General features: G+C 42.8%; 21 protein-coding genes, 1 other RNA gene and 1 other annotated feature. Of the genes, 18 read left to right on the top strand and 4 right to left on the bottom strand.

From position 1 onward, the window contains the following. Positions 1-6 precede the first annotated feature (6 nt). Positions 7-384, bottom strand: coding sequence for a TIGR04086 family membrane protein (locus C6Y03_RS15825; protein WP_106031239.1), 378 nt, complete (start codon positions 382-384; stop codon positions 7-9). Between the two features lie 165 nt (positions 385-549). Here C6Y03_RS15825 and C6Y03_RS15820 point away from each other — a divergent pair, with 165 nt between their 5' ends. Further along, the gene (locus C6Y03_RS15820) at positions 550-1,212 is read left to right on the top strand and encodes a DUF421 domain-containing protein (protein ID WP_034661562.1); all 663 of its coding nucleotides are present in this window, start codon (positions 550-552) and stop codon (positions 1,210-1,212) included. 1 nt (position 1,213) lies between these two features. Here the strand turns inward: C6Y03_RS15820 and spoVB are convergent, their stop codons facing one another. Beyond that, complete coding sequence (gene spoVB, locus C6Y03_RS15815) at positions 1,214-2,764, bottom strand: stage V sporulation protein B (protein WP_034661559.1); 1,551 nt, start codon at positions 2,762-2,764, stop codon at positions 1,214-1,216. Between the two features lie 115 nt (positions 2,765-2,879). Here spoVB and C6Y03_RS15810 point away from each other — a divergent pair, with 115 nt between their 5' ends. From C6Y03_RS15810 to dtd, 8 genes are all read left to right on the top strand, one after another. Further along, positions 2,880-3,176 (top strand): post-transcriptional regulator, encoded by a 297-nt coding sequence (locus tag C6Y03_RS15810; protein WP_003216788.1) that lies wholly within the window; start codon positions 2,880-2,882, stop codon positions 3,174-3,176. A gap of 41 nt (positions 3,177-3,217) precedes the next feature. Beyond that, the gene (secDF, locus tag C6Y03_RS15805) at positions 3,218-5,446 is read left to right on the top strand and encodes a protein translocase subunit SecDF (protein WP_106039603.1); all 2,229 of its coding nucleotides are present in this window, start codon (positions 3,218-3,220) and stop codon (positions 5,444-5,446) included. Positions 5,447-5,633: 187 nt separating this feature from the next. Continuing rightward, positions 5,634-6,122, top strand: a complete 489-nt coding sequence (locus C6Y03_RS15800) for a cation:proton antiporter regulatory subunit (protein WP_106039602.1) — start codon at positions 5,634-5,636, stop codon at positions 6,120-6,122. 101 nt (positions 6,123-6,223) lie between these two features. Then, positions 6,224-6,577 carry a LapA family protein gene (locus C6Y03_RS15795; protein WP_106031241.1) on the top strand — a complete coding sequence of 118 codons (354 nt, stop codon included), beginning with the start codon at positions 6,224-6,226 and terminating at the stop codon, positions 6,575-6,577. Positions 6,578-6,658: 81 nt separating this feature from the next. Then, a complete protein-coding gene (recJ, locus tag C6Y03_RS15790; RefSeq protein ID WP_106039601.1) occupies positions 6,659-8,983 on the top strand; it encodes a single-stranded-DNA-specific exonuclease RecJ in 2,325 nt (774 codons plus the stop codon). Between the two features lie 23 nt (positions 8,984-9,006). Then, the gene (locus tag C6Y03_RS15785) at positions 9,007-9,519 is read left to right on the top strand and encodes an adenine phosphoribosyltransferase (RefSeq protein WP_034661543.1); all 513 of its coding nucleotides are present in this window, start codon (positions 9,007-9,009) and stop codon (positions 9,517-9,519) included. A gap of 142 nt (positions 9,520-9,661) precedes the next feature. Continuing rightward, a complete protein-coding gene (locus tag C6Y03_RS15780) occupies positions 9,662-11,872 on the top strand; it encodes a RelA/SpoT family protein (protein WP_060596867.1) in 2,211 nt (736 codons plus the stop codon). An 18-nt stretch (positions 11,873-11,890) separates the two neighbouring features. Then, positions 11,891-12,334, top strand: a complete 444-nt coding sequence (gene dtd, locus C6Y03_RS15775) for a D-aminoacyl-tRNA deacylase (protein ID WP_106039600.1) — start codon at positions 11,891-11,893, stop codon at positions 12,332-12,334. Positions 12,335-12,431: 97 nt separating this feature from the next. On the opposite strand, the gene C6Y03_RS15770 is transcribed toward dtd, so the two are convergent. Beyond that, on the bottom strand, positions 12,432-13,988 hold the full coding sequence (locus C6Y03_RS15770; RefSeq protein WP_411266090.1) for an N-acetylmuramoyl-L-alanine amidase family protein: 1,557 nt from the start codon (positions 13,986-13,988) through the stop codon (positions 12,432-12,434). A gap of 161 nt (positions 13,989-14,149) precedes the next feature. Between C6Y03_RS15770 and C6Y03_RS19215 the strand changes: the two genes are divergently transcribed. The 5 genes from C6Y03_RS19215 (at position 14,150) to C6Y03_RS15750 (ending at position 18,878) form a co-directional block, all read left to right on the top strand. Next, positions 14,150-14,320, top strand: coding sequence for a YrzK family protein (locus C6Y03_RS19215; RefSeq protein ID WP_003216250.1), 171 nt, complete (start codon positions 14,150-14,152; stop codon positions 14,318-14,320). 58 nt (positions 14,321-14,378) lie between these two features. Continuing rightward, positions 14,379-14,618: a binding site (T-box leader), on the top strand. A gap of 73 nt (positions 14,619-14,691) precedes the next feature. After that, positions 14,692-15,966, top strand: a complete 1,275-nt coding sequence (gene hisS, locus C6Y03_RS15765) for a histidine--tRNA ligase (RefSeq protein ID WP_060596864.1) — start codon at positions 14,692-14,694, stop codon at positions 15,964-15,966. Positions 15,967-15,984: 18 nt separating this feature from the next. Beyond that, positions 15,985-17,763, top strand: coding sequence for an aspartate--tRNA ligase (gene aspS, locus C6Y03_RS15760; protein WP_106039645.1), 1,779 nt, complete (start codon positions 15,985-15,987; stop codon positions 17,761-17,763). A gap of 77 nt (positions 17,764-17,840) precedes the next feature. After that, positions 17,841-18,021, top strand: a non-coding RNA gene (gene ssrS, locus C6Y03_RS15755) — 6S RNA. A gap of 92 nt (positions 18,022-18,113) precedes the next feature. Then, positions 18,114-18,878, top strand: coding sequence for a tRNA threonylcarbamoyladenosine dehydratase (locus tag C6Y03_RS15750; RefSeq protein WP_044140034.1), 765 nt, complete (start codon positions 18,114-18,116; stop codon positions 18,876-18,878). Between the two features lie 33 nt (positions 18,879-18,911). Here C6Y03_RS15750 and C6Y03_RS15745 read toward each other — a convergent pair whose 3' ends face one another. Further along, positions 18,912-20,177 (bottom strand): replication-associated recombination protein A, encoded by a 1,266-nt coding sequence (locus C6Y03_RS15745; protein ID WP_034661526.1) that lies wholly within the window; start codon positions 20,175-20,177, stop codon positions 18,912-18,914. A gap of 206 nt (positions 20,178-20,383) precedes the next feature. Here C6Y03_RS15745 and cymR point away from each other — a divergent pair, with 206 nt between their 5' ends. From cymR to C6Y03_RS15725, 4 genes are all read left to right on the top strand, one after another. Further along, positions 20,384-20,803 carry a cysteine metabolism transcriptional regulator CymR gene (cymR, locus tag C6Y03_RS15740; protein ID WP_012010726.1) on the top strand — a complete coding sequence of 140 codons (420 nt, stop codon included), beginning with the start codon at positions 20,384-20,386 and terminating at the stop codon, positions 20,801-20,803. Between the two features lie 18 nt (positions 20,804-20,821). Then, positions 20,822-21,964, top strand: a complete 1,143-nt coding sequence (locus tag C6Y03_RS15735) for a cysteine desulfurase family protein (RefSeq protein WP_060596863.1) — start codon at positions 20,822-20,824, stop codon at positions 21,962-21,964. Between the two features lie 95 nt (positions 21,965-22,059). Next, positions 22,060-23,178, top strand: a complete 1,119-nt coding sequence (gene mnmA / locus C6Y03_RS15730) for a tRNA 2-thiouridine(34) synthase MnmA (protein ID WP_060596862.1) — start codon at positions 22,060-22,062, stop codon at positions 23,176-23,178. Between the two features lie 60 nt (positions 23,179-23,238). After that, positions 23,239-23,892 (top strand): tetratricopeptide repeat protein, encoded by a 654-nt coding sequence (locus C6Y03_RS15725; RefSeq protein ID WP_106036922.1) that lies wholly within the window; start codon positions 23,239-23,241, stop codon positions 23,890-23,892. Positions 23,893-23,901 lie beyond the last annotated feature (9 nt).

The following is a 23,901-nucleotide window of genomic DNA, read 5'->3' as shown; positions in this document are numbered from 1 at the left end:
CTTTTTTTATTTGCCTCGAAGATTGACGCCAATCATTCCGCCCAGCATACAAATCCCTAGAAATGCCCCATGATAGATAAACTGCCCTGGTGAAAAGGTTTCTCCAAACCCTAAATATTGAAATAAGAATACAGTGAGAGAAAAGATCATAGAAGTGATCGCGCCAATGAGCCAGCCGCGCTCCTTTGCTTTTCCTCCAGAAATGATCCCCCCTAATAAAAGTGCCACAAAGGACAAAATCATAATCATCCATTTAAACGATGATTCCTGCATACTTGTGAAGGTAAGCATGAGCGATACAAGTAAGCTTGTGACAATCATCACGATAAAAATGGCCATTAAGCCGGATAAAATCCCTTTTCCGATTTGTTTCGTTTCCTGCATGTGATTCGTCTCCTCTCCAATTGACCGAAGCTTGTCTTTTACTAAAATGTATTCACCGTGAAGAAAAAATAGACATGTTTCTCACGATAAAAACAGAGGCTTTCTTTTCTACATAAATAAAGTGTTTTGACACAAGCTATGGTGGAGAAGGAGGGTTTACATCACATGCAGGACATCTTGATTATCTCCATGAGAACAATCATTTTATATTTTCTTGTTTGGTTTATTTTTCGGTTAATGGGCAAGAGAGAAATTGGCGAATTGAGTATTTTAGATCTTGTCATTTTTATGATGATCGCAGAAATTGCAGTTCTCGCCATAGAAGAAGTCGAAGATCACATGTTACATACGGTATGGCCGATCCTGCTGTTAACCTTCATTCAAATCACACTCGCCTACCTCTCATTGAAATTCCAAGGTGTCCGGCGCTTTCTAGACGGCAAACCGACCCTGCTCATCATCAATGGGAAAATCGACGAGGGTGCGATGAGAAAACAGCGATACAATTTTGATGACCTGCTTATACAATTAAGAGAAAACAACATCGATAGCATTCAGGACGTCTCTTACGCCATTTTAGAGCCATCCGGAAAGCTTGCGGTCGTTGAAAAAGAAAACAAGCACACACACGGAGCGCTTGAGCTGCCACTTATTGCAGATGGTGTTGTACAGCACGATCATCTGAAGCAAATTAATCAAAATGAACAGTGGCTGAAAGATGAGCTTGCCAAAAGGGGCTATCATGAAATTGATCAGATTTCCTACTGCAGCTTTAATCAAAAGACATTTTATATTGATTTGAAAGATGAAGTGATCAAGAAGAGATGAGCTAAAGCAGTTTCCCAATGAATGGGATGCGGCGAAGCTCTTCACGCTTCACTAGCCCTAGACAGATTAATAGAATGACATATAGCATACACGTAACAAAGATCAGCATCACAAGCTCAATAGGGGCAGAAAAGAGCCCGTTTACTTGAGACTTCAGCCAAAGGCTGACAGCCCCGGTGCCGATGATCACAAGAACGCATATCCCATATTCCTTCATTGGTAAATGAATAGGCAGTACTTTACCGACAGTTGCCGCATGAAGCAGCGTGACAAGGACGATGCCGATTAATATCGCGAGTGCTGCCCCCATAATGCCAAAGCCCGGCTGTGAAGCAAGGACAAAAATCATCCCTGTTTTCACAACAGCACCTATCAGACTATTCGTCATCGCCGCACCAGCTAAATTGAGTGCTTGCAGGACAGCTTGAAGCGGCCCTTGAAAATAATATAATAGAAAAAATGGGGCCATGAATTTTACATAGATAGCCGCATGCGATGAACCATACATAAAGAGCGTTAAATCTTCTGCATAAACGAAAAGAATAATACAGGAAATGCCTCCGCTGAGTAGACAAAGACGCATCGCCTGCTTCAGCCGGTATTCGACCGTTTTGCGTTTGTTCTGCTCCATTCCTTCACTGATCGCCGGGACCAATGCAGTGGATAGAGAGTACGTAATAAAGCTAGGCAGTGTCAAAAGGGTCAGCGCAAGACCAGTCAACTCCCCATACTGCCGTGTCGCTTCTACAGCCGCATATCCAGCAATAGCAAGACTTTGCGCGACAACTATCGGCTCTAAAAACCACGAAATATTCCCGATGAAACGGCTGCCTGTTGTTGGCAGGGCAATACTCATCAGCTGCTTAAACGTATCCTTACCGTCATGAATCGCCTTAAAAAATCGTTTTCGAATACGAATGGTCTTTTTATAACGAAAGGCAATCAGTAAATATGCAAGTGAAATCATCTCTCCAATGACAGATGAAATCATCGCACCAGCTGCCGCGTATTCAATCCCATAAGGAAGGAAAGCTGTTGTACATACTGCCACTAGAGAAATTCTTGCGACCTGTTCCAGTACTTGAGATATGGCAAGCGGGCTCATTTGCTGTCTGCCTTGAAAATATCCTCTCAACACACTGGAAATGGCGATGACTGGAACAACGGGCGTAATAGCAAGAAGTGGATAGACCGTTCTAGGATCTGTCAGCATATTTTCTGCCATAATGGGTGCAAACCATAAAAAGAGCGGCGTGAATATCAGGCTGAGTGTTCCTGTTATCGCAAGGGACATGACTAGAATACGTTTAGTTTTCTGTTTGTCACCCCGGGCTTCTGCTTCTGCGACAAGCTTGCTAATAGCGACAGGCAGTCCAAATTGTGTCAGCGTCACAGCGAGAAAAAAGGTAGGGGCAGCCATCATATAAAGCCCGACTCCTTCTTCGCCAATGAACCTTGCAATCACAATCCGATTGACAAAACCCAATATTCTCGTGATAAAACCTGCTAAAATTAAAATAATCGTGCCCTTTAAAAACGTTTGCTTCGTCAAATCAAAGATCACCTGCCTTCTCAAACGACATAGAATCATATACAATAAGATATGCGTGTATATCGTCCAAGCATGACAAGTCTCTCGATAAAAACTGAAAAGGGGGAGCATCCCATTGACACAACATCCGGCTGCAATTTACAAAGACCATTTAAAGCCTTTTCTGTTCAGTAAGCTTGAAGAATTCATCGTTTTGGGCTATAAAGATGTAGATTTAGAGGAATTATGGTCATACTTAGAGAATAAGAAGTGGAAGAAAAAACAAGAGTATCCGATTCATGAAATGGTTGCAGATATTTTATCTGTGAAAATTGGCGAATTTATGAACTATGCAACCGTTCAGTCGTTTAAAACGTCTGCTTTTTTGGACAGTGAAGATGGCAAGAATATGCTAGATGAACTGTTGAAATAAGCCATCTTAATGGATTCAGGTGTTTAAGGAGGAAATACATAATGAAAAAAGGGCGCATTCTTGCGTTTTTCTTAGTGGTTCTGTTAATCGGAACTGGCGTAGGCTTACTAACAAAGCCTGTTGCGAAAGATATGACGCTAGGGCTGGATTTGCAGGGTGGATTTGAAGTCCTGTATGATGTACATCCAGTGAAAAAAGAGGACAAGATTACAAATAGTGTCCTCGTCAGTACAGTGGAGGCTTTAAACCGAAGAGCCAATGTGCTAGGTGTAAGTGAACCGAACATCTCGATTGAAGGCAACAATCGTATCCGCGTGCAACTTGCGGGAGTAAAAGATCAAAACAGAGCTAGGGAGATTCTTTCCACTGAAGCACAGCTATCCTTCAGAGATACGAATGATAAAGAACTCCTAAACGGGGCTGACTTGGTCGAAAACAGTGCAAAACAAACATTCAGTCAAACGAATGAGCCAATTGTGACGGTTAAACTAAAGGATGCGAAAAAATTTGGTGACGTCACAAGAAAAGTAGCGGCGATGGCGCCGAATAACCAGCTTGTCATTTGGCTTGATTACCACAAAGGAGATTCCTTCAAAAAAGAAGTCTCAAAATCAAACCACAAGTATGTCTCTGCGCCGAATGTGAACCAAGAAATTAACAGCAGTGACGTGCAAATTGAAGGGAAATTTACTGTCCAAGAGGCAAAGGACCTTGCAAGTATTTTAAATGCTGGGGCATTGCCAGTGAAATTAACAGAAAAATATTCAACATCTGTGAGTGCACAGTTTGGTGAACAAGCACTGAACGAAACGGTGTTCGCAGGAATTGTAGGAATCGCATTTATCTTCTTATTCATGCTGCTTTATTACCGATTACCTGGTCTTATTGCTGTCATCACACTTTCAGCTTATATTTACATTACGCTTCAAGTGTTTGACTGGATGGGTGCAGTCATGACTCTGCCTGGAATTGCGGCACTGATTCTAGGGGTAGGGATGGCTGTTGATGCCAACATTATTACTTATGAGCGGATCAAAGAAGAACTCAAGCTCGGCAAATCTGTCCGTTCTGCTTTTAGATCAGGGAACCGCCGATCATTTGCGACCATCTTTGATGCAAACTTAACAAGTATCATTGCCGGCGGCGTGCTGTTCTTCTTCGGGACAAGCTCTGTAAAAGGATTTGCAACGATGCTCATCCTCTCGATTTTAACAAGCTTTATCACAGCTGTCTTCCTATCAAGATTCCTTCTTGGTCTTCTTGTTGAAAGCCGCTATCTTGACCGGAGAAAAAGCTGGTTTGGTGTTCGTCAAAAAAACATTATGAACATTCACGAAACAACAGAAAATACCGAGCCGAAAACGCCATTTGATAAGTGGGATTTCGTCAGCAAACGTAAAGGATTTATGATTTTCTCAGCTACTATCACCATTGCGGGAATCATCGTTCTTTCCATCTTCAAGCTGAATGCCGGAATTGACTTTACAAGTGGAACTAGAATTGATATCCAAAGTGATCACAAGCTGTCAACTGAACAAATCGAGCAAGACTTTAAAAAACTGGACCTTGAGACAGACAGTGTCGTGTTATCGGGTCAAAAAGAAAATCAGGCAGCAGCGAGATTTGTCGGTGTGCCGAACAAAGAAAAGATTGCTGAAGTGAAAGATTACTTCAAAGATAAATACGGAACGGAGCCGAACGTAAGTACAGTGTCTCCGACTGTTGGAAAAGAACTTGCCCGAAATGCATTATATGCTGTCATCATTGCTTCAATCGGGATCATTTTATATGTATCCATTCGTTTTGAATATAAAATGGCAATTGCAGCGATTATCTCACTACTATATGATGCGTTCTTTATCGTGGCCTTCTTTAGTATTACGCGTTTAGAGGTGGACGTCACCTTCATTGCGGCGATTCTCACAGTCATCGGATATTCGATCAACGACACGATCGTCACCTTTGACAGGGTTCGTGAACAAATGAAGAAACGCAAACCAAAAACCATTGAAGATCTTTCGTACATTGTGAACTTGAGTTTACAGCAAACCTTTACGCGATCTGTCAACACGGTATTAACCGTACTTGTCGTTGTGATCGCACTGCTTATCTTTGGATCAGCATCTATTACAAACTTCTCCATCGCCTTACTTGTCGGTCTGTTAACAGGGGTGTACTCATCTCTATATATCGCAGCGCAAATTTGGCTCATGTGGAAAGGCCGTGAGATGAAAAAACCGGCGAAGATTGATACTGAGCAAGATATTTAATGTAGCGAGACTGCCTAATTGGCAGTCTTTTTCTGTAGTTTCTCCGGATCAGCAGTCGATTCGAAAAAAACATTTCGGGTTTCATTGATCTTGAAATGGTCTTTTGCTATAATGACATACGTTTAGATCAGTATAGAAAGCAAGTGTCCGTTTGAGGCATTTGGCTTTATTCATTGGAGGGGCTGTTATGAAGGTTCGGGAAACTGAACTGCCAGGTATCGGTCACAAAGCCGAAATGATCACAAGAAATAATGAGAAGCTTGCCATCATTACACACGATGACGGCAGAAGAGAAATGTATCATTTTCAAGAGGACGACCATGAAGAATCTATTTCTGGTATTTTGCTAAACGATGAAGAAGCAAGACAAATTGCAGCTATTTTAGGCGGCATGGTATATAAGCCGAAAGCGCTTGAAACTGTAGAGGTAGCCATTGATGAACTGATGATTGAATGGTTTAAGATTGAAAAGAATGCACCAGCTGTTCAGCAGACAATCGGAGACCTCAATGTCCGCCAAAACTATCAAGTAACAGTCATCGCTATCGTGAGAAAATCACATGAGAAGATTTTAAATCCAGGACCTGATACGGTCATTGAAGAAGGGGATACCCTTGTTATTTCTGGAGAAAGACAAGAAATAAAGAACCTCATTAAAGAAAAACTCAGCAGCTAATCATGCCCATGCTGATAGATTTTCTTCCGCTCTTTTCTTTCTGTGTTTAAAAAGGACAAGGAAAAGGGAAGAATAAAAGAAAAAGCTTGGGGGATATGTAGATGAACAAACAACAATGGACCATCATATTCGCATTTATTTTCGTATTAATTGTTTCAGTATTTGCCGTGATCAATGTGCGGCCAGTGCAAGTTGACTACTTATTTGGAACGGCTGAATGGCCGCTGATTCTTGTCATTATTGGTTCTGTGCTCATGGGCGGACTCATTGTGGCTTTTGCAGGGATTTTCCAAATTGTGAAACTAAAACGTGAACTAAGGGCTTTAAAAGCTGAGCGTGCAGCCGCACCTGCACCTGCTGCTTCGAATAAAAAGATCGACAAAGACGTTCAAAAGAAACCGAATGTGACGCCTTTAAAAGAACAGCCAGCATCATTTGACCGGAAGGAAAAATAATCTTCCAGCACAATTTCATAAAATAAAAATTGAAACCCCTCAGGCCACTCTAGTATAATAGTGTGGTTGAGGGGTGAATTTATGTTATTATCCAAAATGCGCTGGGAATATGAACATCCAAGCGAAGAAAAAGTGAAATCACTCTCTGAAAATCTGAATATTTCAGCGCTGACTGCATCGCTTCTTGTAAAAAGAGGACTCGAAGAAGTAGAAGAAGCGAGGTCTTTTTTATTTGATCAAAAAGCCGAATTTCATGATCCATTTCTATTAAAAGGAATGAAAGAAGCAGTAGAGCGCATCAACAAAGCGATCGAAGAGCAGGAATCGATTGTGATCTTCGGAGACTATGATGCGGATGGTGTGACAAGTACGTCTGTGCTTTTACATACATTAAAAGAGCGGTCTGCGAAAGTAGACTTTTATATTCCAGATCGATTTAAAGAAGGCTACGGGCCTAATGAACAGGCTTTCCGATATATCAAAGAGCAAGGCGCATCGCTTGTCATCACGGTCGATACAGGCATTGCAGCTGTAAATGAAGCACGTATTGCAAAAGAAATAGGGTTAGACCTGATCATTACAGATCACCATGAACCAAGTGAGGAGCTGCCTGAGGCACTTGCGATTGTCCATCCTAAGCAGCCGGGCTGTGAGTATCCCTTTAAAGAACTTGCCGGTGTAGGCGTAGCGTTTAAAGTGGCGCATGCACTCCTTGGAAAGCTGCCAGCTCAGCTGTTAGATCTTGCGGCAATTGGGACAATAGCGGATCTTGTGCCGCTTCATGATGAGAATAGATGGCTCGCCAAAAAAGGGCTTGTGCAGCTTAGGCAGTCGAATAGACCGGGGCTGAAAGCGTTATTGAAAGAAGCGGGAGCTACTCTTGAAGAAGCAAATGAAGAAACGGTCGGCTTTCAAATTGCGCCAAGGCTGAATGCTGTAGGGCGAATTGAGCAGGCAGATCCAGCTGTTCATCTTCTCATGACAGAGGATAAGGATGAAGCAGAAGAGCTCGCTCGTTTTGTACAAGAACTCAATAAAGAACGTCAAAAAATTGTGAGTACGATCACAGAAGAAGCCATTCAAATGGTGGAAGAGACAGGTGATGACCAGTCTGCGATCGTTGTAGCGAAAGCTGGCTGGAATCCGGGTGTTGTCGGAATTGTTGCCTCTAAATTGACGGATAGATTTTCACGTCCGGCGATTGTGCTTGGAATAGATGAAGAGACGCAAATGGCAAAAGGATCAGCGCGGAGTATTCCTGGCTTCGATCTATTTTTCCATTTAAGCAAATGCCGCGACATTCTGCCGCATTTCGGCGGGCACCCGATGGCTGCGGGTATGACACTTCGAGCGGATGATGTTCCTTTACTAAGGGAAAGATTAAATCAATATGCGAATGAAACGTTGACAGAAGAAGATTTTATTCCGATTCAGCGGGTCGATGCCGTATGCAAGGTAGACGCATTGACGGTTGAAGCGATTGAAGAAGTGGGGATGCTGTCACCATTTGGCATGCAGAATCCAAAGCCGTTCATCATGATTGAAGATGCGAGGCTTGAAGAGATCCGAACGATTGGGGCAAATCAGAATCATATTAAAATGTCTCTGAAAGACGAAGACAAGCTGCTTGACTGTGTCGGTTTTCATCAAGGTCAATTAAAAGAAGAAATTGTCACAGGTAGCCGCATTTCCGTCATTGGTGAAATGTCCATCAATGAATGGAATAATCGGAAGAAACCTCAGCTCATGCTAAAAGATGCCCGAGTAGATGAATGGCAGCTGTTTGATTTGCGCGGCAAAAAGGATTGGGAAAAGACAATCTCCACGCTTGATCCAGAAAAATATGTGGTGGTCTGTTTTGACGAAGAAACAAAACAGGAAGTCAATATCCCAATTTATCATGTCCATGCAGAAAATGTTCCAACGTTCGATGTAGAGGGCAAGTATATCGTCTTTGCGGATGTTCCTGCAGATGAGCATTTGCTAAGGCAACTTTTAGAAAACCAAAAGCCAGCTAGAGTTTATACGGTTTTTCAAAGAAAAGAAGATCATTTTATGTCCTCTTTCCCTAGCCGTGATCAATTCAAATGGTTTTATGGGTTCTTGTTAAAACGAGGAAGTTTTCCCCTCAAAGAGCAAGGAATGGAGCTTGCGAAACATAGAGGCTGGACAAAAGATACAATGATTTTTATGACAAAGGTGTTTTTTGAACTCGGTTTTGTTAAAATAGAGAATGGTGTGCTGTCAATAGTACGTGATGCCCCTAAAAAAGATTTAACGGCATCGGCATCCTATACAGCAAAACAACGATTGATGGAACTCGATCAAACACTAACATATTCCTCAGCCAAAGAGCTGAAGGAATGGCTGAATAGCATGATGAGCGAAGTCTCACCTGTGCTTTGACGTACGAGGAGGAAAAGGAAAAGATGGATTTAAAACAATATGTGACAGTTGTACCTGACTACCCAAAGGAAGGTGTACAATTTAAAGATATTACAACGTTAATGGATAAAGGCGAAGTGTACCGTTATGCAACGGATCAAATCGTTGAATACGCGAAGGAAAGAGACATTGATCTCATTGTTGGACCTGAAGCGCGTGGATTCATTATTGGCTGCCCTGTAGCATACGCACTTGGTGTAGGTTTTGCACCGGTTCGTAAAGAAGGAAAGCTTCCTCGTGAAGTCGTTAAAGTCGATTACGGCTTAGAATATGGTAAAGATGTATTAACGATTCATAAAGATGCGATTCGTCCTGGTCAGCGTGTATTGATTACAGATGACTTACTTGCGACTGGTGGAACAATTGAAGCGTCCATCAAGCTTGTAGAGGAATTAGGCGGCGTTGTGGCAGGGATTGCATTCTTGATTGAGCTGACGTATCTGGACGGCAGAAAGAAGCTTGACGGTTACGACATCTTGACGTTAATGCAATACTAATGGAGTTTTACGCAAAAAGCACTCGGTAAGAAGGGTGCTTTTTTCCTATCAAAAATCTTTTAGCGGACTTCTTCTCTTTACATCTATCGAATTTTTCTTGATAATAAACTACAATACAGTTTTCATTTAAAAAGGTGATTCCATGGCGAACGAACAAGTTTTAACGGCGCAGCAGGTCATTGACAAGGCAAGAGAATACCTGTCCGCTGAACATATTCAATTTATAGAGCGAGCATATGAATATGCTGAAAATGCACACAAGGAGCAATACCGGAAATCTGGTGAGCCCTATATTATCCATCCAATTCAAGTGGCGGGGATTCTTGTTGACCTTGAAATGGACCCATCGACCATTGCAGGCGGTTTCCTGCACGATGTTGTCGAGGATACAGATGTGACATTACAGGATTTAAAAGAGCATTTTAACGAAGAAGTTGCGATGCTTGTTGATGGTGTAACAAAGCTCGGGAAGATTAAATATAAATCACAAGAAGAACAGCAGGCCGAAAACCATCGAAAAATGTTTGTGGCAATGGCGCAGGATATACGCGTCATCTTGATTAAACTGGCAGACCGTCTGCACAATATGAGAACGCTCAAACACCTTCCTCAGGAGAAGCAGCGAAGAATTTCAAATGAAACCCTTGAAATCTTTGCACCGCTTGCGCACAGATTAGGGATTTCCAAGATTAAGTGGGAGCTTGAAGATACAGCGCTCCGTTACTTAAATCCTCAGCAATATTACCGGATCGTGAATCTCATGAAGCGCAAACGAGCGGAACGTGAGGAATACTTGGACGAGGTTGTTAATGAAGTGAAAGACCGTGTGTCTGAGGTGAACATCAAGGCTGAATTTTCCGGCAGACCAAAGCATATTTATAGTATTTATCGCAAAATGGTCCTGCAAAATAAGCAGTTTAATGAAATTTATGATCTGCTGGCCGTTCGTATTTTGGTTGACAGCATTAAAGACTGCTATGCCGTGCTCGGGATTATCCATACATGCTGGAAGCCGATGCCAGGCAGGTTTAAGGATTATATTGCGATGCCAAAGCCGAACATGTACCAATCCCTTCATACAACAGTGATTGGGCCAAAAGGTGACCCGCTTGAAGTTCAGATCCGTACAGTGGAAATGCATGAAATTGCAGAGTACGGAATTGCTGCTCACTGGGCATACAAAGAAGGAAAAGAGTCAGCAGAATCAACGGAGGAAGCTGTCTTCCAGAAGAAGCTCTCTTGGTTTAGAGAAATCCTTGAATTCCAAAATGAATCGACAGATGCAGAAGAATTTATGGAATCGTTAAAGATCGATCTCTTCTCCGATATGGTGTTTGTGTTTACACCAAAAGGAGACGTCATTGAACTGCCGTCGGGTTCAGTTCCGATTGACTTCTCTTACCGGATTCACTCGGAAATTGGGAATAAAACGATCGGTGCTAAGGTCAACGGAAAGATGGTCACGCTCGATCATAAATTGAAAACAGGTGACATTATTGAAATTCTGACATCAAAGCACAGCTATGGGCCAAGTCAGGATTGGGTCAAACTTGCCCAAACCTCCCAAGCGAAGCACAAGATCAGACAGTTTTTCAAAAAACAGCGCCGTGAAGAAAATGTCGAAAAAGGCCGAGAACTCGTGGAGAAAGAAATCAAAAACCTTGAGTTTGATGTCAAAGACATACTGACAGCTGAAAACCTGCAAAAAGTGGCTGACAAATTTAATTTTTCAAATGAAGAGGACATGTATGCAGCGGTTGGTTATAACGGAATTACTGCACTTCAAGTCGCAAACCGTTTAACAGAAAAAGAAAGAAAACAAAGAGATCAAGAAGAACAGGAGAAAACTGTTCAAGAAGTGACAGTAGAGTCAAAGACGTATCATGGGAAAAAACGAGAAGCGGGCGTAAGAGTTAAAGGGATAGATAACCTGCTTGTCCGCTTATCTAAGTGCTGTAATCCTGTTCCAGGTGATAGCATTGTTGGGTTTATTACGAAAGGCAGAGGCGTGTCTGTTCACCGTGATGACTGTCCGAACGTGAAGACAGGAGAAGCGCAGGAACGGTTAATCCCGGTAGAGTGGGAGCATGAACAGCCTGCTCGAAACCGTAAAGAATACAATGTGGAAATTGAAATATTAGGATATGATAGACGCGGCTTACTCAATGAGGTGCTTCAAGCAGTCAATGAAACCAAAACGAACATCTCTTCGGTTTCTGGGAAGTCTGACCGTAACAAAGTGGCGACGATCCATATGGCGATCTTTATCCAAAACATTAACCATTTGCACAAAGTGGTAGAACGCATTAAACAAATCAAAGACATTTACTCTGTTCGCCGATTCATGAATTAGAAAGGAAGTATATCGTCTATGAGGCTTGTTGTGCAGCGTGTGACAAGTGCATCTGTGAAGGTAGAAGAAGAGATCACAGGTGCCATCAATGAAGGATATATGGTGCTCGTTGGTGTCACACATGAAGATACAGAAGAAGATGTGCTTTATTTAGCAGAAAAGCTTGCATATTTACGTATTTTTGAAGATGAAAACGGGAAAATGAATCATTCGTTATTGGATGTAAAAGGAAGCGTCCTGTCTGTGTCTCAATTTACCCTTTATGGTGATACGAGAAAGGGCAGAAGGCCGAATTTTATGAAAGCAGCCAAGCCAGATGCCGCGAACTCCCTTTACGAATGTTTCAATAAAGCCCTTAGAGAAAAAGGCATTCATGTAGAAACTGGTCGCTTTGGCGCGATGATGGATGTGTCATTGACCAATTCAGGGCCCGTCACCATCTGGATGGATAGCAAAGAATAGATTCGCTTTAGACTGTAGATAAACTCATGCAGGAGTTTGTTTAGAGTCTTTTTCTTTTGCGATCAAACAAAAAAGAGGCGCAGAGGCCTCTTTCTTTTTAACGGAAATATTGTTTTAATCCTTCCGTCATTCCTTCTGTGACTCGTTCTTGGTAAGAGGCGCTATAAATGATCGCTTCCTCCTGAGGATTGCTTAAATAGCCGAGTTCATATAAAAGAGAAGGGCGTTTGTTCTCTCTTAAAACAAAATAATCTCCGAATTTGACACCCTTATCAGGGATTTGAGAGCGTTTAGCGACTTCTGTATGGACATTTGTCGCTAATTGCTGGTCTTTTGCTGCTTGATAATAATACGCTGTACTTCCTCTGACACTTGGGTCCATAAAACTATCATAATGAAGACTAATAAATGCATCTGCATTTCTGTAATGAGATGTCGCGACCCTCGATTGAAGGCTGATAAAAGTATCATCACTTCTTGTTAAATAGACATTTGCACCAGAAGCCCTTAATTTGCCTGCAAGTAAATTGGCGGTTTTGATGGTAATGTTCTTTTCAAATGCACCATCTGCGCCAATCGTGCCGCTGTCTTTTCCGCCATGACCAGGATCAAGAACAATCGTTTTTCCTTTTAAAGACCCAGTTCCAGACGATGAATCCTGCTGTGGTCTTGGTGCTTCGCTGCTATTTTTATTCGTTTGAACGACCCAGCTTGCCACATAACCAGTTCCGCCGTTTGATAGTGTCACCTCGTACCAGTCACCTTGCGTGCGAACAATTTGATAGGCAGCGCCTTTTGTGGCTCTTTCTGCAATTCCAGCAGAGGTAGAAGCGCTTTTTCGGATGTTGGTGCCATCGTAGACAATGTACGCTTTCTTTTGGGAAGACGAAGAAGATGAATTCTGTTCACCCGCCGAACTCGCTCCATTGCTTGTGACGATGTAATAGCTTGCAGCCCATCCTTTTACGCCTTTTGCCTCAATTTCATACCAGCCGTTCTGCTCGCGCAAAATGGTGATCTGTGCGTTGCGGGCAAGTGAAGCGACGACTTGTGCATTCGGTGCCGCCGATTGCCTTACATTCAAGCTCGATACGCCAACTGTGCCTGTCTGTTTAGAGCGAGAGGACTCGCCAGAGCTTGATTGAGAAGCTTTTTTGCCGCCTGAAACATAATCAGAGTGAACCCAGCCTACTGCTTGTTTATACGAAATTTTTGTCCATTCGCCGCTTGTTTTCAGCTTTTTAGCGGAAGCGCCTTGCGGGAAAGTTCCGATGACTTGATAGGAAGTCCCAGGGCCTGTCCGTATGCGAAGATCCGAGGCTGTCGATGTAATGGAACTGCTGCCTGATGCGCTCTGATTTTGCGCCTTTGGCTTAGCAGATTTTTGGCTGCCAGATGATGTGGTAATCAGCCATGAGACGACCCAGCCTTTTTGACCGTTTGACAATTGGATCTGCACCCATTCTCCTTGTTTAATGAGAATGGGATAGCTTTCTCCGCGCTTCACAACAGCTGCGATTCCATAGCTTAAACCAGGGCCCGTTCTCACATTGATTTCATCTGTTGCAACCACAGCTTGATCTGTTTGTGCTGTAGCATGTGTCATAGGCAAAGTACTTGCGATGAGAACAAAACAGGTAAGAAGCATCAACATTTGATTGTGTTTTTTTAGATTCAAAACGGTGTTTTCCCCTCCCTTGTAAAACCGATGAATGTAAATTCGTTATGTAATGGACTAATTCCTTGCAGTTTCCCTAATAAAAATGAATCAATCTGTTTATACTAAATAAAAACGTGATAAAAGGATGTACAAACATGAGATTAAGCAGAAAATTAGGACGAGTGCAATATAATGGACACCGTGATATCGATCGCTGGCAGCACGACGAAATGGATCAACCAGGCTTCCTTGAAGAAACCGCATCTGAATACGGATGTACGTCAAAAGAAGAGCTGGAAAAGAAAAAGAGGCACGGCAAGGGTTGACAGAGTGGCAGCACCGACCTTATTATAATATAAATCAACACACTTGAAAATTTAAAATGTGGAACTGATGATAGAGAATAGTAGGGTAAATTGCGTGAGCAGAGAGGAATCGCCTTAGGCTGAAAGCGAATCCGCATGGCATTTATCACGAAAGAACACTCTGTAGGTTTCCTGCTGAACGCTCTAAAAATGAGTCAATAGGCGGAGAACGTGAATCTGCGTTAAGGATTTGAGCGGGAACATGGCTGGATCATGTTCCAACTAGGGTGGCACCACGGGTTTAACTCTCGTCCCTACTATACACATAGTAGAGGCGGGGGTTTTTTATATGTCCACATAAAAAATGAATGATGGTCGTAGGAGGACGAAAAATGAGTTTTAATATTCCAAGAGGCACACAGGATATTTTACCTGGAGAGTCAGAACGCTGGCAGTATGTTGAACAAATTGCAAGAGATACATGTGCAGCCTTTCAATACAAAGAAATCCGTACACCGATTTTTGAGCATACTGAGCTGTTTGCACGGGGAGTAGGCGAATCAACCGATATCGTTCAAAAAGAGATGTATACATTTGAAGATAAAAAGGGACGCAGCATCACCCTTCGTCCAGAGGGAACGGCTTCAACTGTACGTTCTTATGTTGAAAATAAATTATTTGCACAGCCCGCGCAGCCAACAAAGCTGTATTACATTGGACCGATGTTCCGCTATGAACGTCCGCAAACAGGGAGATATCGTCAATTTTATCAATTTGGGATTGAAGCGATCGGTTCAAAGGATCCTGCCATTGATGCAGAAGTCATTTCACTTGCGATGAGTGTTTATGAGAAAGCAGGCCTTTCTAACTTAAAGCTCGTCATTAACAGCCTTGGTGACAAAGAGAGCCGTGCAGACTACCGCAAAGCACTTGTCGAGCACTTTGAGCCAAGAATTGATGAATTCTGTCATGACTGTCAAACCCGTTTACATCAAAATCCGCTGCGAATTCTTGATTGTAAAAAGGATCGTGACCACGAATTGATGGCAACGGCTCCATCCATTCAAGATTACTTAAATGAAGAATCACGGACTTATTTTGAAAAGGTCAAACAATACTTAACAGATATAGGCATTGAATATGTCGTCGATCCGAACTTAGTGCGCGGTCTCGATTACTACAATCACACGGCATTTGAGATCATGAGTAATGCAGAAGGCTTTGGCGCGATTACCACATTAGCCGGCGGCGGCCGTTATGATGGACTTGTTGAAGGAATTGGCGGTCCTGAATCACCAGGAATCGGTTTTGCTATGAGTATTGAGCGTTTCCTATCAGCAATCGATGCTGAAGGGATTGATCTTCCTCTGCAAGATGGCATTGATCTATACATTGCTGCACTCGGTGATGAAGCGAAGGATTACTCTGTTTCATTATTAAATCGTCTGAGAAAAGAAGGCATTTCAAGTGAAATGGACTATACAGGGAAGAAATTAAAAGGGCAATTTAAAGCGGCTGATCGATTAAAAGCCAAGTTTATTGCAGTCCTTGGTGAAGATGAGCTGGCGCAGCGCATTGTGAATGTAAAAGATACGACAACGGGTGAACAAATTGAAGTGAAGCTTGATGAGCTGATTCAAATGATGAAGGCCCACAAGAAGGCGTAAAGAAGGAGTGGAATGTTTGTGTTTGGTAGAACTTTTTATTGTGGAGAAGTAACAGAAGACCAAATCGGTCAAACCGTTGTATTAAAAGGATGGGTTCAAAAAAGACGTGACCTTGGCGGATTAATCTTTATTGATCTGCGCGACCGTACAGGGATTGTACAAGCTGTCTTCAATCCAGACCTATCAAAAGAGGCGCTTGAGACAGCAGAGTCGATTCGTAATGAATATGTCCTTGATATTAAAGGAACGGTTGTCGCAAGAGAAGAAGCAACAATCAACCCAAATTTAAAAACAGGGAAAATTGAAATTCAAGTCGAAACGGTCAGCGTGTTAAATGAAGCGAAGACCCCTCCTTTTGTGATTTCAGATCAAGCGGACGAGGTATCAGAAGATGTGCGCTTAAAATACCGTTACTTAGACCTTCGCCGTCCTGCTATGTTTGAAACGATGAAAATGCGACATGAAGTCACAAAAGCATTCCGCCATTTCTTAGATGACAACGGCTTTCTAGATATTGAAACACCGATTTTAACGAAGAGTACGCCAGAGGGTGCACGTGACTATCTTGTTCCAAGCCGTGTACACGAAGGAGAGTTCTATGCCTTGCCTCAGTCTCCGCAACTATTTAAACAATTGCTGATGGTCTCAGGGATGGATCGTTACTATCAAATTGCCCGCTGCTTTAGAGATGAAGACTTGCGTGCTGACCGTCAGCCGGAATTCACACAAGTCGATATTGAAATGTCCTTTATGAGTCAAGAGGACATTATGACGCTTGCCGAAGAGATGATGGCAAAGGTGATGAAAGATGTCAAAGGCGTAGACCTGACATTGCCATTACCTCGTATGACATACGATGAAGCAATGAATTCTTATGGATCTGATAAGCCAGATACACGTTTTGAGATGAAGCTTGTCAACATTTCAGATACGGTAAAAGATTCCGATTTCAAAGTCTTTAGCGGAGCTGTGAAAAATGGTGGAGCTGTGAAAGCCATCAATGTCAAAGGTGCTGCAGCCAACTACTCAAGAAAAGACATTGATGCCCTTGGTGCATTTGCAGCGAACTACGGTGCAAAAGGTCTAGCTTGGCTAAAAGCAGAAGGGACAGAATTAAAAGGACCGATTGCTAAATTCTTTGATGAAGCAAAGCAGGCAGAATTAAAGGAGCAGCTGCAAGTCGAAGAAGGTGACCTGTTACTTTTTGTTGCAGATAAGACGTCTGTTGTCCATGATGCACTTGGTGCCCTTCGCCTAAAACTCGGCAAAGAGCTTGAACTCATTGATGAGTCTCTATTCAACTTCTTATGGGTTGTTGATTGGCCGCTGCTTGAAAAAGATGAAGAAGAAGGCCGCTTCTATGCTGCCCATCATCCTTTCACAATGCCAGTACGCGACGATCTTGAATTAATTGAGACAAGCCCGGAAGACATGAAGGCACAGGCTTACGATCTTGTGCTGAATGGCTATGAGCTTGGCGGAGGTTCGATTCGTATTTTCGAAAAGGATATTCAAGAAAAAATGTTTAGCTTACTTGGGTTTTCAAAAGAAGAGGCATATGAACAATTCGGCTTCCTTCTAGATGCTTTTGAGCATGGAGTTCCTCCGCATGGCGGAATCGCGCTTGGTCTTGACCGCTTAGTGATGCTGCTTGCCGGCCGCTCTAACTTAAGAGATACCATTGCGTTCCCGAAAACGGCAAGTGCGAGCTGTGTGCTAACAGATGCTCCTGGCACTGTAAGCGAAGCGCAGCTTGATGAGCTAAGTTTAGCCATTAAAACAAAGGTAAAACAGTAAAATAGACGCATGGATATGGGCATGTAAACGCTTGAAAAAGCGGCATGCCTATGATATGCTTTCTTCAATCAATAAATAAAGTCCTGATACGTACGGTGGTTACCTAGTTTTGACCGAACATTTTTTTATACGGGAGCTTGCCTTTCCTTTCTGAATAAATGCCTCTTTAGAGGACTTATAAAGTCAGGAAGAAAGCACCCACCTGCATGGTGCGGGGTTCAAAACGAAGGAAAAGCTGGCGGCGTTGTCGGGACTTTTTTGTGTTTTTTTCTTTTTCAGAAGGATGACGAAGAAGTTTGAATATGATATGATTCTTTCGATTCATTTTAAATAAAGGTGGAGTGAGGCACTTGTTACATCAGTTTTCAAGAAACGAGCTTGCTATAGGCAAGGAAGGCTTAGATATATTAAAAAACAGTACAGTTGCAGTGCTTGGTGTGGGCGGCGTTGGCTCATTTGCAGTTGAGGCACTCGCTCGTTCAGGCGTTGGCCGTATTGTTCTTGTTGATAAAGATGATATTGATATTACAAATGTGAACCGTCAGCTTCCAGCATTGCTTTCAACAGTTGGTCAGCCAAAGGTTGACTTAATGCAGGCGAGAATCGCTGATATTAATCCGGAATGTGAAGTAGTTGCACTAAAGATGTTTTATACAGAGGAAACATATGAGCAATTTTTTGAATATCCGCTTGATTATGTGATCGATGCGTCAGATACGATTCACTATAAAATTCATTTAATGAAAGAGTGTCTGAAACGCAATGTGAACATCATTTCGAGTATGGGAGCAGCAAACAAAACAGATCCGACCCGTTTCAAAATTGATGACATTTCAAAAACACATACCGATCCAATTGCAAAAGTTGTAAGAACGCGTCTGCGCAAAGAAGGGATTCGTAAAGGAATTGAAGTCATTTTCTCTGATGAAAGTCCGATTGTGATTCGCGAAGATGTCAGAAAAGAAGTTGGAAATGATGAAGCGAAGATTCGAAAGGCACAAATGCCGCCATCATCCAATGCGTTCGTCCCGTCTGTTGCAGGGCTGATCATGGGTGGTCATGTCATTATGCAGCTCTTAAAAGATATTCCAATTACACGTGTGAAGGATAAATAAACAGCCCGCCTGCTAACATGCAGGGGGCTTTTTTTATTTTTGACGTTTTAAATTCTCATATACCTGTTTCAGTGCGCCTTCAAATTTGCCTGTTTGCTTCGGTTCATAGTATTGCTTGTTTTTCAGCGGATCAGGTAAGTATTGCTGCTTCACCCAGCCGTTTTCATAATCGTGTGGGTATAAGTAATCGACACCTCTGCCGAGTGCTGTAGCTCCTTTGTAGTGAGCATCCTTTAAATGAACAGGGATTTCACCAATTTTCCCTGATCGAATGTCACCCAGTGCCGCATCAACCGCCTTATATGCTGAGTTGGACTTAGGAGAAAGACACAGTTCAATGACTGCGTTAGCCAGCGGGATTCGTGCTTCCGGGAAGCCGACTCTTTCTGCTGTTTGAACAGCGCTTAACACACGAGGACCTGCCTGCGGACTAGCTAAACCAATATCTTCGTAAGCCATCACGAGTAATCTCCTTGAAATGCTTTCAAGGTCTCCTGCTTCAATCAGTCTGGCAAGGTAATGCAGCGCCGCATCTGCGTCAGATCCTCTAATGGATTTTTGAAAAGCCGAGAGGACATCATAATGAGCATCACCATTCTTATCATGTGAGAAGCTCTTTTTTTGTAAACATTCTTCTGCTGCGGCAAGAGTGATCATAATATGCCCAGCCTCATCTGCTTTTGTCGATAAGACAGCTAGTTCTAGCGCATTTAAAGCAGAGCGTACGTCTCCGCCGCATCCATTGGCAAAATGATTCATCGCTTCATCGTTCACTGTCACCTCATAACCGCCAAGCCCGCGATGTTCATCCTGTAACGCTCTTGTTAACGCAGCCTTGATTTGCTCTGTTTCAAGCGGTTTCAGCTCAAATATTTGTGTCCGGCTTCGGATGGCAGGGTTGATCGCATGATAGGGGTTAGCCGTCGTTGCGCCAATTAAAATGATCATGCCATTTTCTAAATAAGGAAGAAGGAAATCCTGCTTTCCTTTATCAAGCCTGTGAACCTCGTCTAAAATAAGGATGACTTGGCCGCTCATTTTCGCTTCAGCGGCGACAGCTTCCATATCCTTTTTGTTATGAATGACTGCATTCAATGTCCGAAACGCAATGCTTGTACTGCCAGCGATCGCGGTCGCAATCGATGTTTTGCCGATGCCCGGCGGTCCGTATAAAATCATCGAGGATAAATGTTTTGCCTCGACCATTCGTCTAATAATTTGACCTTCTCCAACGAGATGTTCCTGCCCAATGATGTCTTCAATATGACTTGGGCGCATCCGGTACGCTAAAGGTTTCATGATTATCTCTCCTAAAGCAATGTCTTGTTTGTATAGAGTACCGAAATTTCTTCAAATAGAAAAGGGATGCGTCCTCCTAAAGCGCAGAACCGGCAAATGAAAGTTGGCTGAAAGTATGATATAATTGCTTTTGGTCTATATATCAGCGTATATGAAATCAGAAAAATAATTGATGACATAGAATAGAAAACGCAGAGGTGTTTAACTTGAAAATTTCAACTAAAGGCAGATATGGTCTGACGATCATGATCGAATTAGCCAAAAAACATGGCGAAGGCCCCACATCATTAAAATCAATCGCTCAAAACAATAATTTGTCTGAGCATTATTTAGAGCAGCTTGTCTCACCACTTCGTAATGCCCGTCTTGTGAAAAGTATTCGCGGTGCATATGGCGGCTATGTTCTTGCACATGAACCAAACGAGATCACAGCCGGTGATATTATTCGAGTATTAGAAGGACCGATTAGTCCTGTCGAAGTCATCGAAAACGAAGAACCAGCAAAGCGTGAACTTTGGATTAGGATTCGTGATGCAGTAAAAGACGTACTAGACAATACAACTCTTGAAGACTTGGCAAGCTATACAGATGACGGGAATCAAGACGCGTATATGTTCTATATTTAGATCAGAGGTGTACCGGAAATGGAACGAATCTATTTAGATCATGCGGCCACAACGCCGATGGATCAGCGTATTGTGGACAAGATGATGCCTTACTTTACAGAGATATTTGGCAATCCCTCTAGTATTCATTCATATGGGCGCGAGGCAAGAAAGTGGCTCGATGAAGCAAGAGAAGTGATTGCAGGAGAATTACACTGTAAACCGCAGGAGATCATCCTCACAAGCGGAGGGACAGAGGCGGACAACCTGGCGATTACAGGTGTGGCCATGGCAAGACAGCATGAAGGAAAACATATCATCACAGCAAAAACAGAGCATCATGCGGTGCTGCACACATGTGAACGCCTAGAGAAGCTAGGATTTGACGTGACATATTTAGATGTGGATGAAACTGGATTGATTCATCTTGAACAACTAAAACAAGCACTGAGAGATGATACGATTCTTGTGACCATCATGTACGGCAACAATGAAACAGGTGTGATTCAGCCAATCAAAGACATTGGCGAGCTTTTACACAATCACACTGCTCATTTTCATACAGACGCCGTGCAGGCGTTTGGAACAATGCCAATTGATGTAGCAGACCTTCATATTGATCTCTTATCTGCTTCTGGCCATAAGCTAAATGGTCCAATGGGAACAGGCTTTTTATATGTAAACGAAGGCGTGAAACTTTCTCCGCAAATATTCGGAGGAGAACAAGAAAGAAAACGCCGTGCTGGCACTGAAAATGTGGCAGGGATCGTGGGACTTGCAGAGGCTGTTCAATTAACGAAGCAAAATAGAAGAGAAAAAGCCATGCATTATGGTAAGCTCAAAGAAATCATGCTGCAAGTATTCGAAGAGGAATCACTTACTTTCTCTATCAATGGGCACCCGAAAGAGACATTGCCTCATATATTAAATGTTCATTTCCCGGGCGTTTCCATCGAATCGTTACTTGTGAATTTAGATATGGAAGGAATTGCTGTTTCAAGTGGATCTGCATGTACGGCTGGATCCGTCCTTCCTTCGCACGTGTTAAGCGCCATGTATGGCGAAGAAGCAGACAAGCTGACGTCCTCAGTCAGAATAAGCTTCGGTCTTGGGAATGAAGAGGATCATGTGAAACAGGCGGCACGCAAAATAGCAGCTGTTGTCAAACGCTTAGCCAAATAAACGTTCCTCTTTTGTTCGTGTGTGAAAAATGAAACAGCCAGGCACCTGAAGAACGAAACGCACATGCTGTTTCATTGAAAATGGAGTTGATGAAGATGACAAAAAGACCAGAAGACACAAGAGTTGTGGTCGGTATGTCCGGAGGAGTCGATTCATCAGTTGCTGCTCTTATGTTAAAGGAGCAAGGCTATGATGTAATCGGCATATTTATGAAAAACTGGGATGACACAGATGAAAATGGTGTATGTACAGCAACGGAGGACTATGAGGATGTCATCCGCGTGTGTAACCAAATTGGAATCCCTTATTATGCGGTGAATTTCGAGAAGCAATATTGGGACAAAGTGTTTCAATATTTCCTTGATGAATATAAAGCGGGCAGAACGCCAAACCCAGATGTCATGTGTAACAAAGAAATTAAGTTCAAAGCGTTCCTCGAGCATGCATTGTCACTCGGTGCAGATTATTTAGCAACAGGCCACTATGCGCGCGTCGACAGAACTGGTGATGAAGTCAAAATGCTAAGGGGTCTTGATGCCAACAAAGACCAAACGTATTTCTTAAATCAGCTGACTCAGGAACAGCTTGATAAAGTCATGTTCCCAATCGGAGATTTAGAGAAGAAAAGGGTTCGTGAATTGGCAAAAGAAGCAGAGCTCGCAACAGCAACGAAAAAAGATTCAACGGGTATTTGCTTTATTGGGGAAAGAAACTTTAAAACATTCCTCAGTCAATATTTGCCTGCGCAGCCTGGCGTGATGCAGACGATGGACGGAGAAGTCAAAGGTGAACATGATGGACTGATGTATTACACGATCGGTCAACGCCAAGGTCTTGGCATTGGCGGCAGCGGTGATCCTTGGTTTGTCGTTGGAAAAGACTTGAAACAAAATATCTTGTTTGTTGAACAAGGTTTCCACAATCCACTTTTATATTCTGAAAGCATTTCAGCCGTCAATATCAGCTGGACTCGTCCTCATATTGTCGGCGAAAATGGTGAATTAACATGCACAGCCAAATTCAGATACCGTCAAGAAGATCACCATGTGAAGGTCAAAATGACAGGTGAGCAAGAAGCGATGGTCATCTTTGATGAACCCGTTCGTGCTGTGACTCCAGGACAAGCAGTTGTCTTTTATGATGGCGACGAATGCCTTGGCGGCGGAACAATTGACGATGTTTTTAAGGACGGTCAAAAGCTGTCGTATGTGTAACATGTTTTCAAAACCTCAACGTCGCTGTTGAGGTTTTTTAATGAAAGGATGAGAGAGCGAATGAATCATAACGAAATTGGCATAGAAGCCTTAAATCAAGGCAACATCGAAAAAGCAGCTGAAGCTTTTACGAAAGCCATTGAAGAAAGCCCAAAAGATCCGGTTCCATATATTAACTTTGCGAATTTGCTTTCAAGCATCAATGAATTTGAACGCGCGTTAAACTTCTTTCAAAAAGCCATTGAACTTGATCACGCCGCAGCTGCAGCCTATTACGGGGCAGGAAATGTATACACATTAAAAGAAGACTTTATGAAAGCAAAAGACTATTTTGAACAAGCACTACAAGCTGGCATGGAAAATAGTGATTTATTTTATATGCTGGGGCAGACGCTCATCAAATTAGAGCAGCCGAAGCTTGCGATGCCCTATCTTCAGCGTGCCATCGAACTGAATGAAGAAGATAATGAAGCAAGATTCCAATTTGGCATGTGCTTAGCCAATGAACAATTGCTGGAAGAAGCGGTGACAACCTTTACCGAGGTGGTCGCGCGTGATCCGCAGCATGCAGATGCCTTTTATAATTTAGGGGTTGCGTATGCATACTTAGAGAAAAAAGACGAAGCACTTGAGATGCTAGGAAAAGCCCTTGACGTGCAGCCTGACCATATGCTGGCACTACATGCGCAAAAGCTGATTCAAGAGGCAGAATAGACGGAAGGA

Origin of the sequence: Bacillus sp. LNXM65 (assembly GCF_002998575.1) — a bacterium.
Classification (GTDB): Bacteria; Bacillota; Bacilli; order Bacillales; family Bacillaceae; genus Bacillus.
The sequence above is the reverse complement of the archived record's forward strand: the minus strand, read 5'-3'. Positions and strand labels throughout refer to the sequence as shown.

What these genes read in the sequence shown, in the direction of transcription:
- C6Y03_RS15770 (WP_411266090.1), bottom strand. Translation starts at nt 13,988, where the DNA reads ATGTTGATGCTTCTTACCTGTTTTGTTCTCATCGCAAGTACTTTGCCT.
- mnmA (WP_060596862.1), top strand. Translation starts at nt 22,060, where the DNA reads ATGACAAAAAGACCAGAAGACACAAGAGTTGTGGTCGGTATGTCCGGA.
- C6Y03_RS19215 (WP_003216250.1), top strand. Translation starts at nt 14,150, where the DNA reads ATGAGATTAAGCAGAAAATTAGGACGAGTGCAATATAATGGACACCGT.
- C6Y03_RS15825 (WP_106031239.1), bottom strand. Translation starts at nt 384, where the DNA reads ATGCAGGAAACGAAACAAATCGGAAAAGGGATTTTATCCGGCTTAATG.
- C6Y03_RS15725 (WP_106036922.1), top strand. Translation starts at nt 23,239, where the DNA reads ATGAATCATAACGAAATTGGCATAGAAGCCTTAAATCAAGGCAACATC.
- hisS (WP_060596864.1), top strand. Translation starts at nt 14,692, where the DNA reads ATGAGTTTTAATATTCCAAGAGGCACACAGGATATTTTACCTGGAGAG.
- C6Y03_RS15780 (WP_060596867.1), top strand. Translation starts at nt 9,662, where the DNA reads ATGGCGAACGAACAAGTTTTAACGGCGCAGCAGGTCATTGACAAGGCA.
- C6Y03_RS15795 (WP_106031241.1), top strand. Translation starts at nt 6,224, where the DNA reads ATGAACAAACAACAATGGACCATCATATTCGCATTTATTTTCGTATTA.
- C6Y03_RS15735 (WP_060596863.1), top strand. Translation starts at nt 20,822, where the DNA reads ATGGAACGAATCTATTTAGATCATGCGGCCACAACGCCGATGGATCAG.
- dtd (WP_106039600.1), top strand. Translation starts at nt 11,891, where the DNA reads ATGAGGCTTGTTGTGCAGCGTGTGACAAGTGCATCTGTGAAGGTAGAA.
- C6Y03_RS15820 (WP_034661562.1), top strand. Translation starts at nt 550, where the DNA reads ATGCAGGACATCTTGATTATCTCCATGAGAACAATCATTTTATATTTT.
- secDF (WP_106039603.1), top strand. Translation starts at nt 3,218, where the DNA reads ATGAAAAAAGGGCGCATTCTTGCGTTTTTCTTAGTGGTTCTGTTAATC.
- C6Y03_RS15785 (WP_034661543.1), top strand. Translation starts at nt 9,007, where the DNA reads ATGGATTTAAAACAATATGTGACAGTTGTACCTGACTACCCAAAGGAA.
- C6Y03_RS15745 (WP_034661526.1), bottom strand. Translation starts at nt 20,177, where the DNA reads ATGAAACCTTTAGCGTACCGGATGCGCCCAAGTCATATTGAAGACATC.
- recJ (WP_106039601.1), top strand. Translation starts at nt 6,659, where the DNA reads ATGTTATTATCCAAAATGCGCTGGGAATATGAACATCCAAGCGAAGAA.
- C6Y03_RS15800 (WP_106039602.1), top strand. Translation starts at nt 5,634, where the DNA reads ATGAAGGTTCGGGAAACTGAACTGCCAGGTATCGGTCACAAAGCCGAA.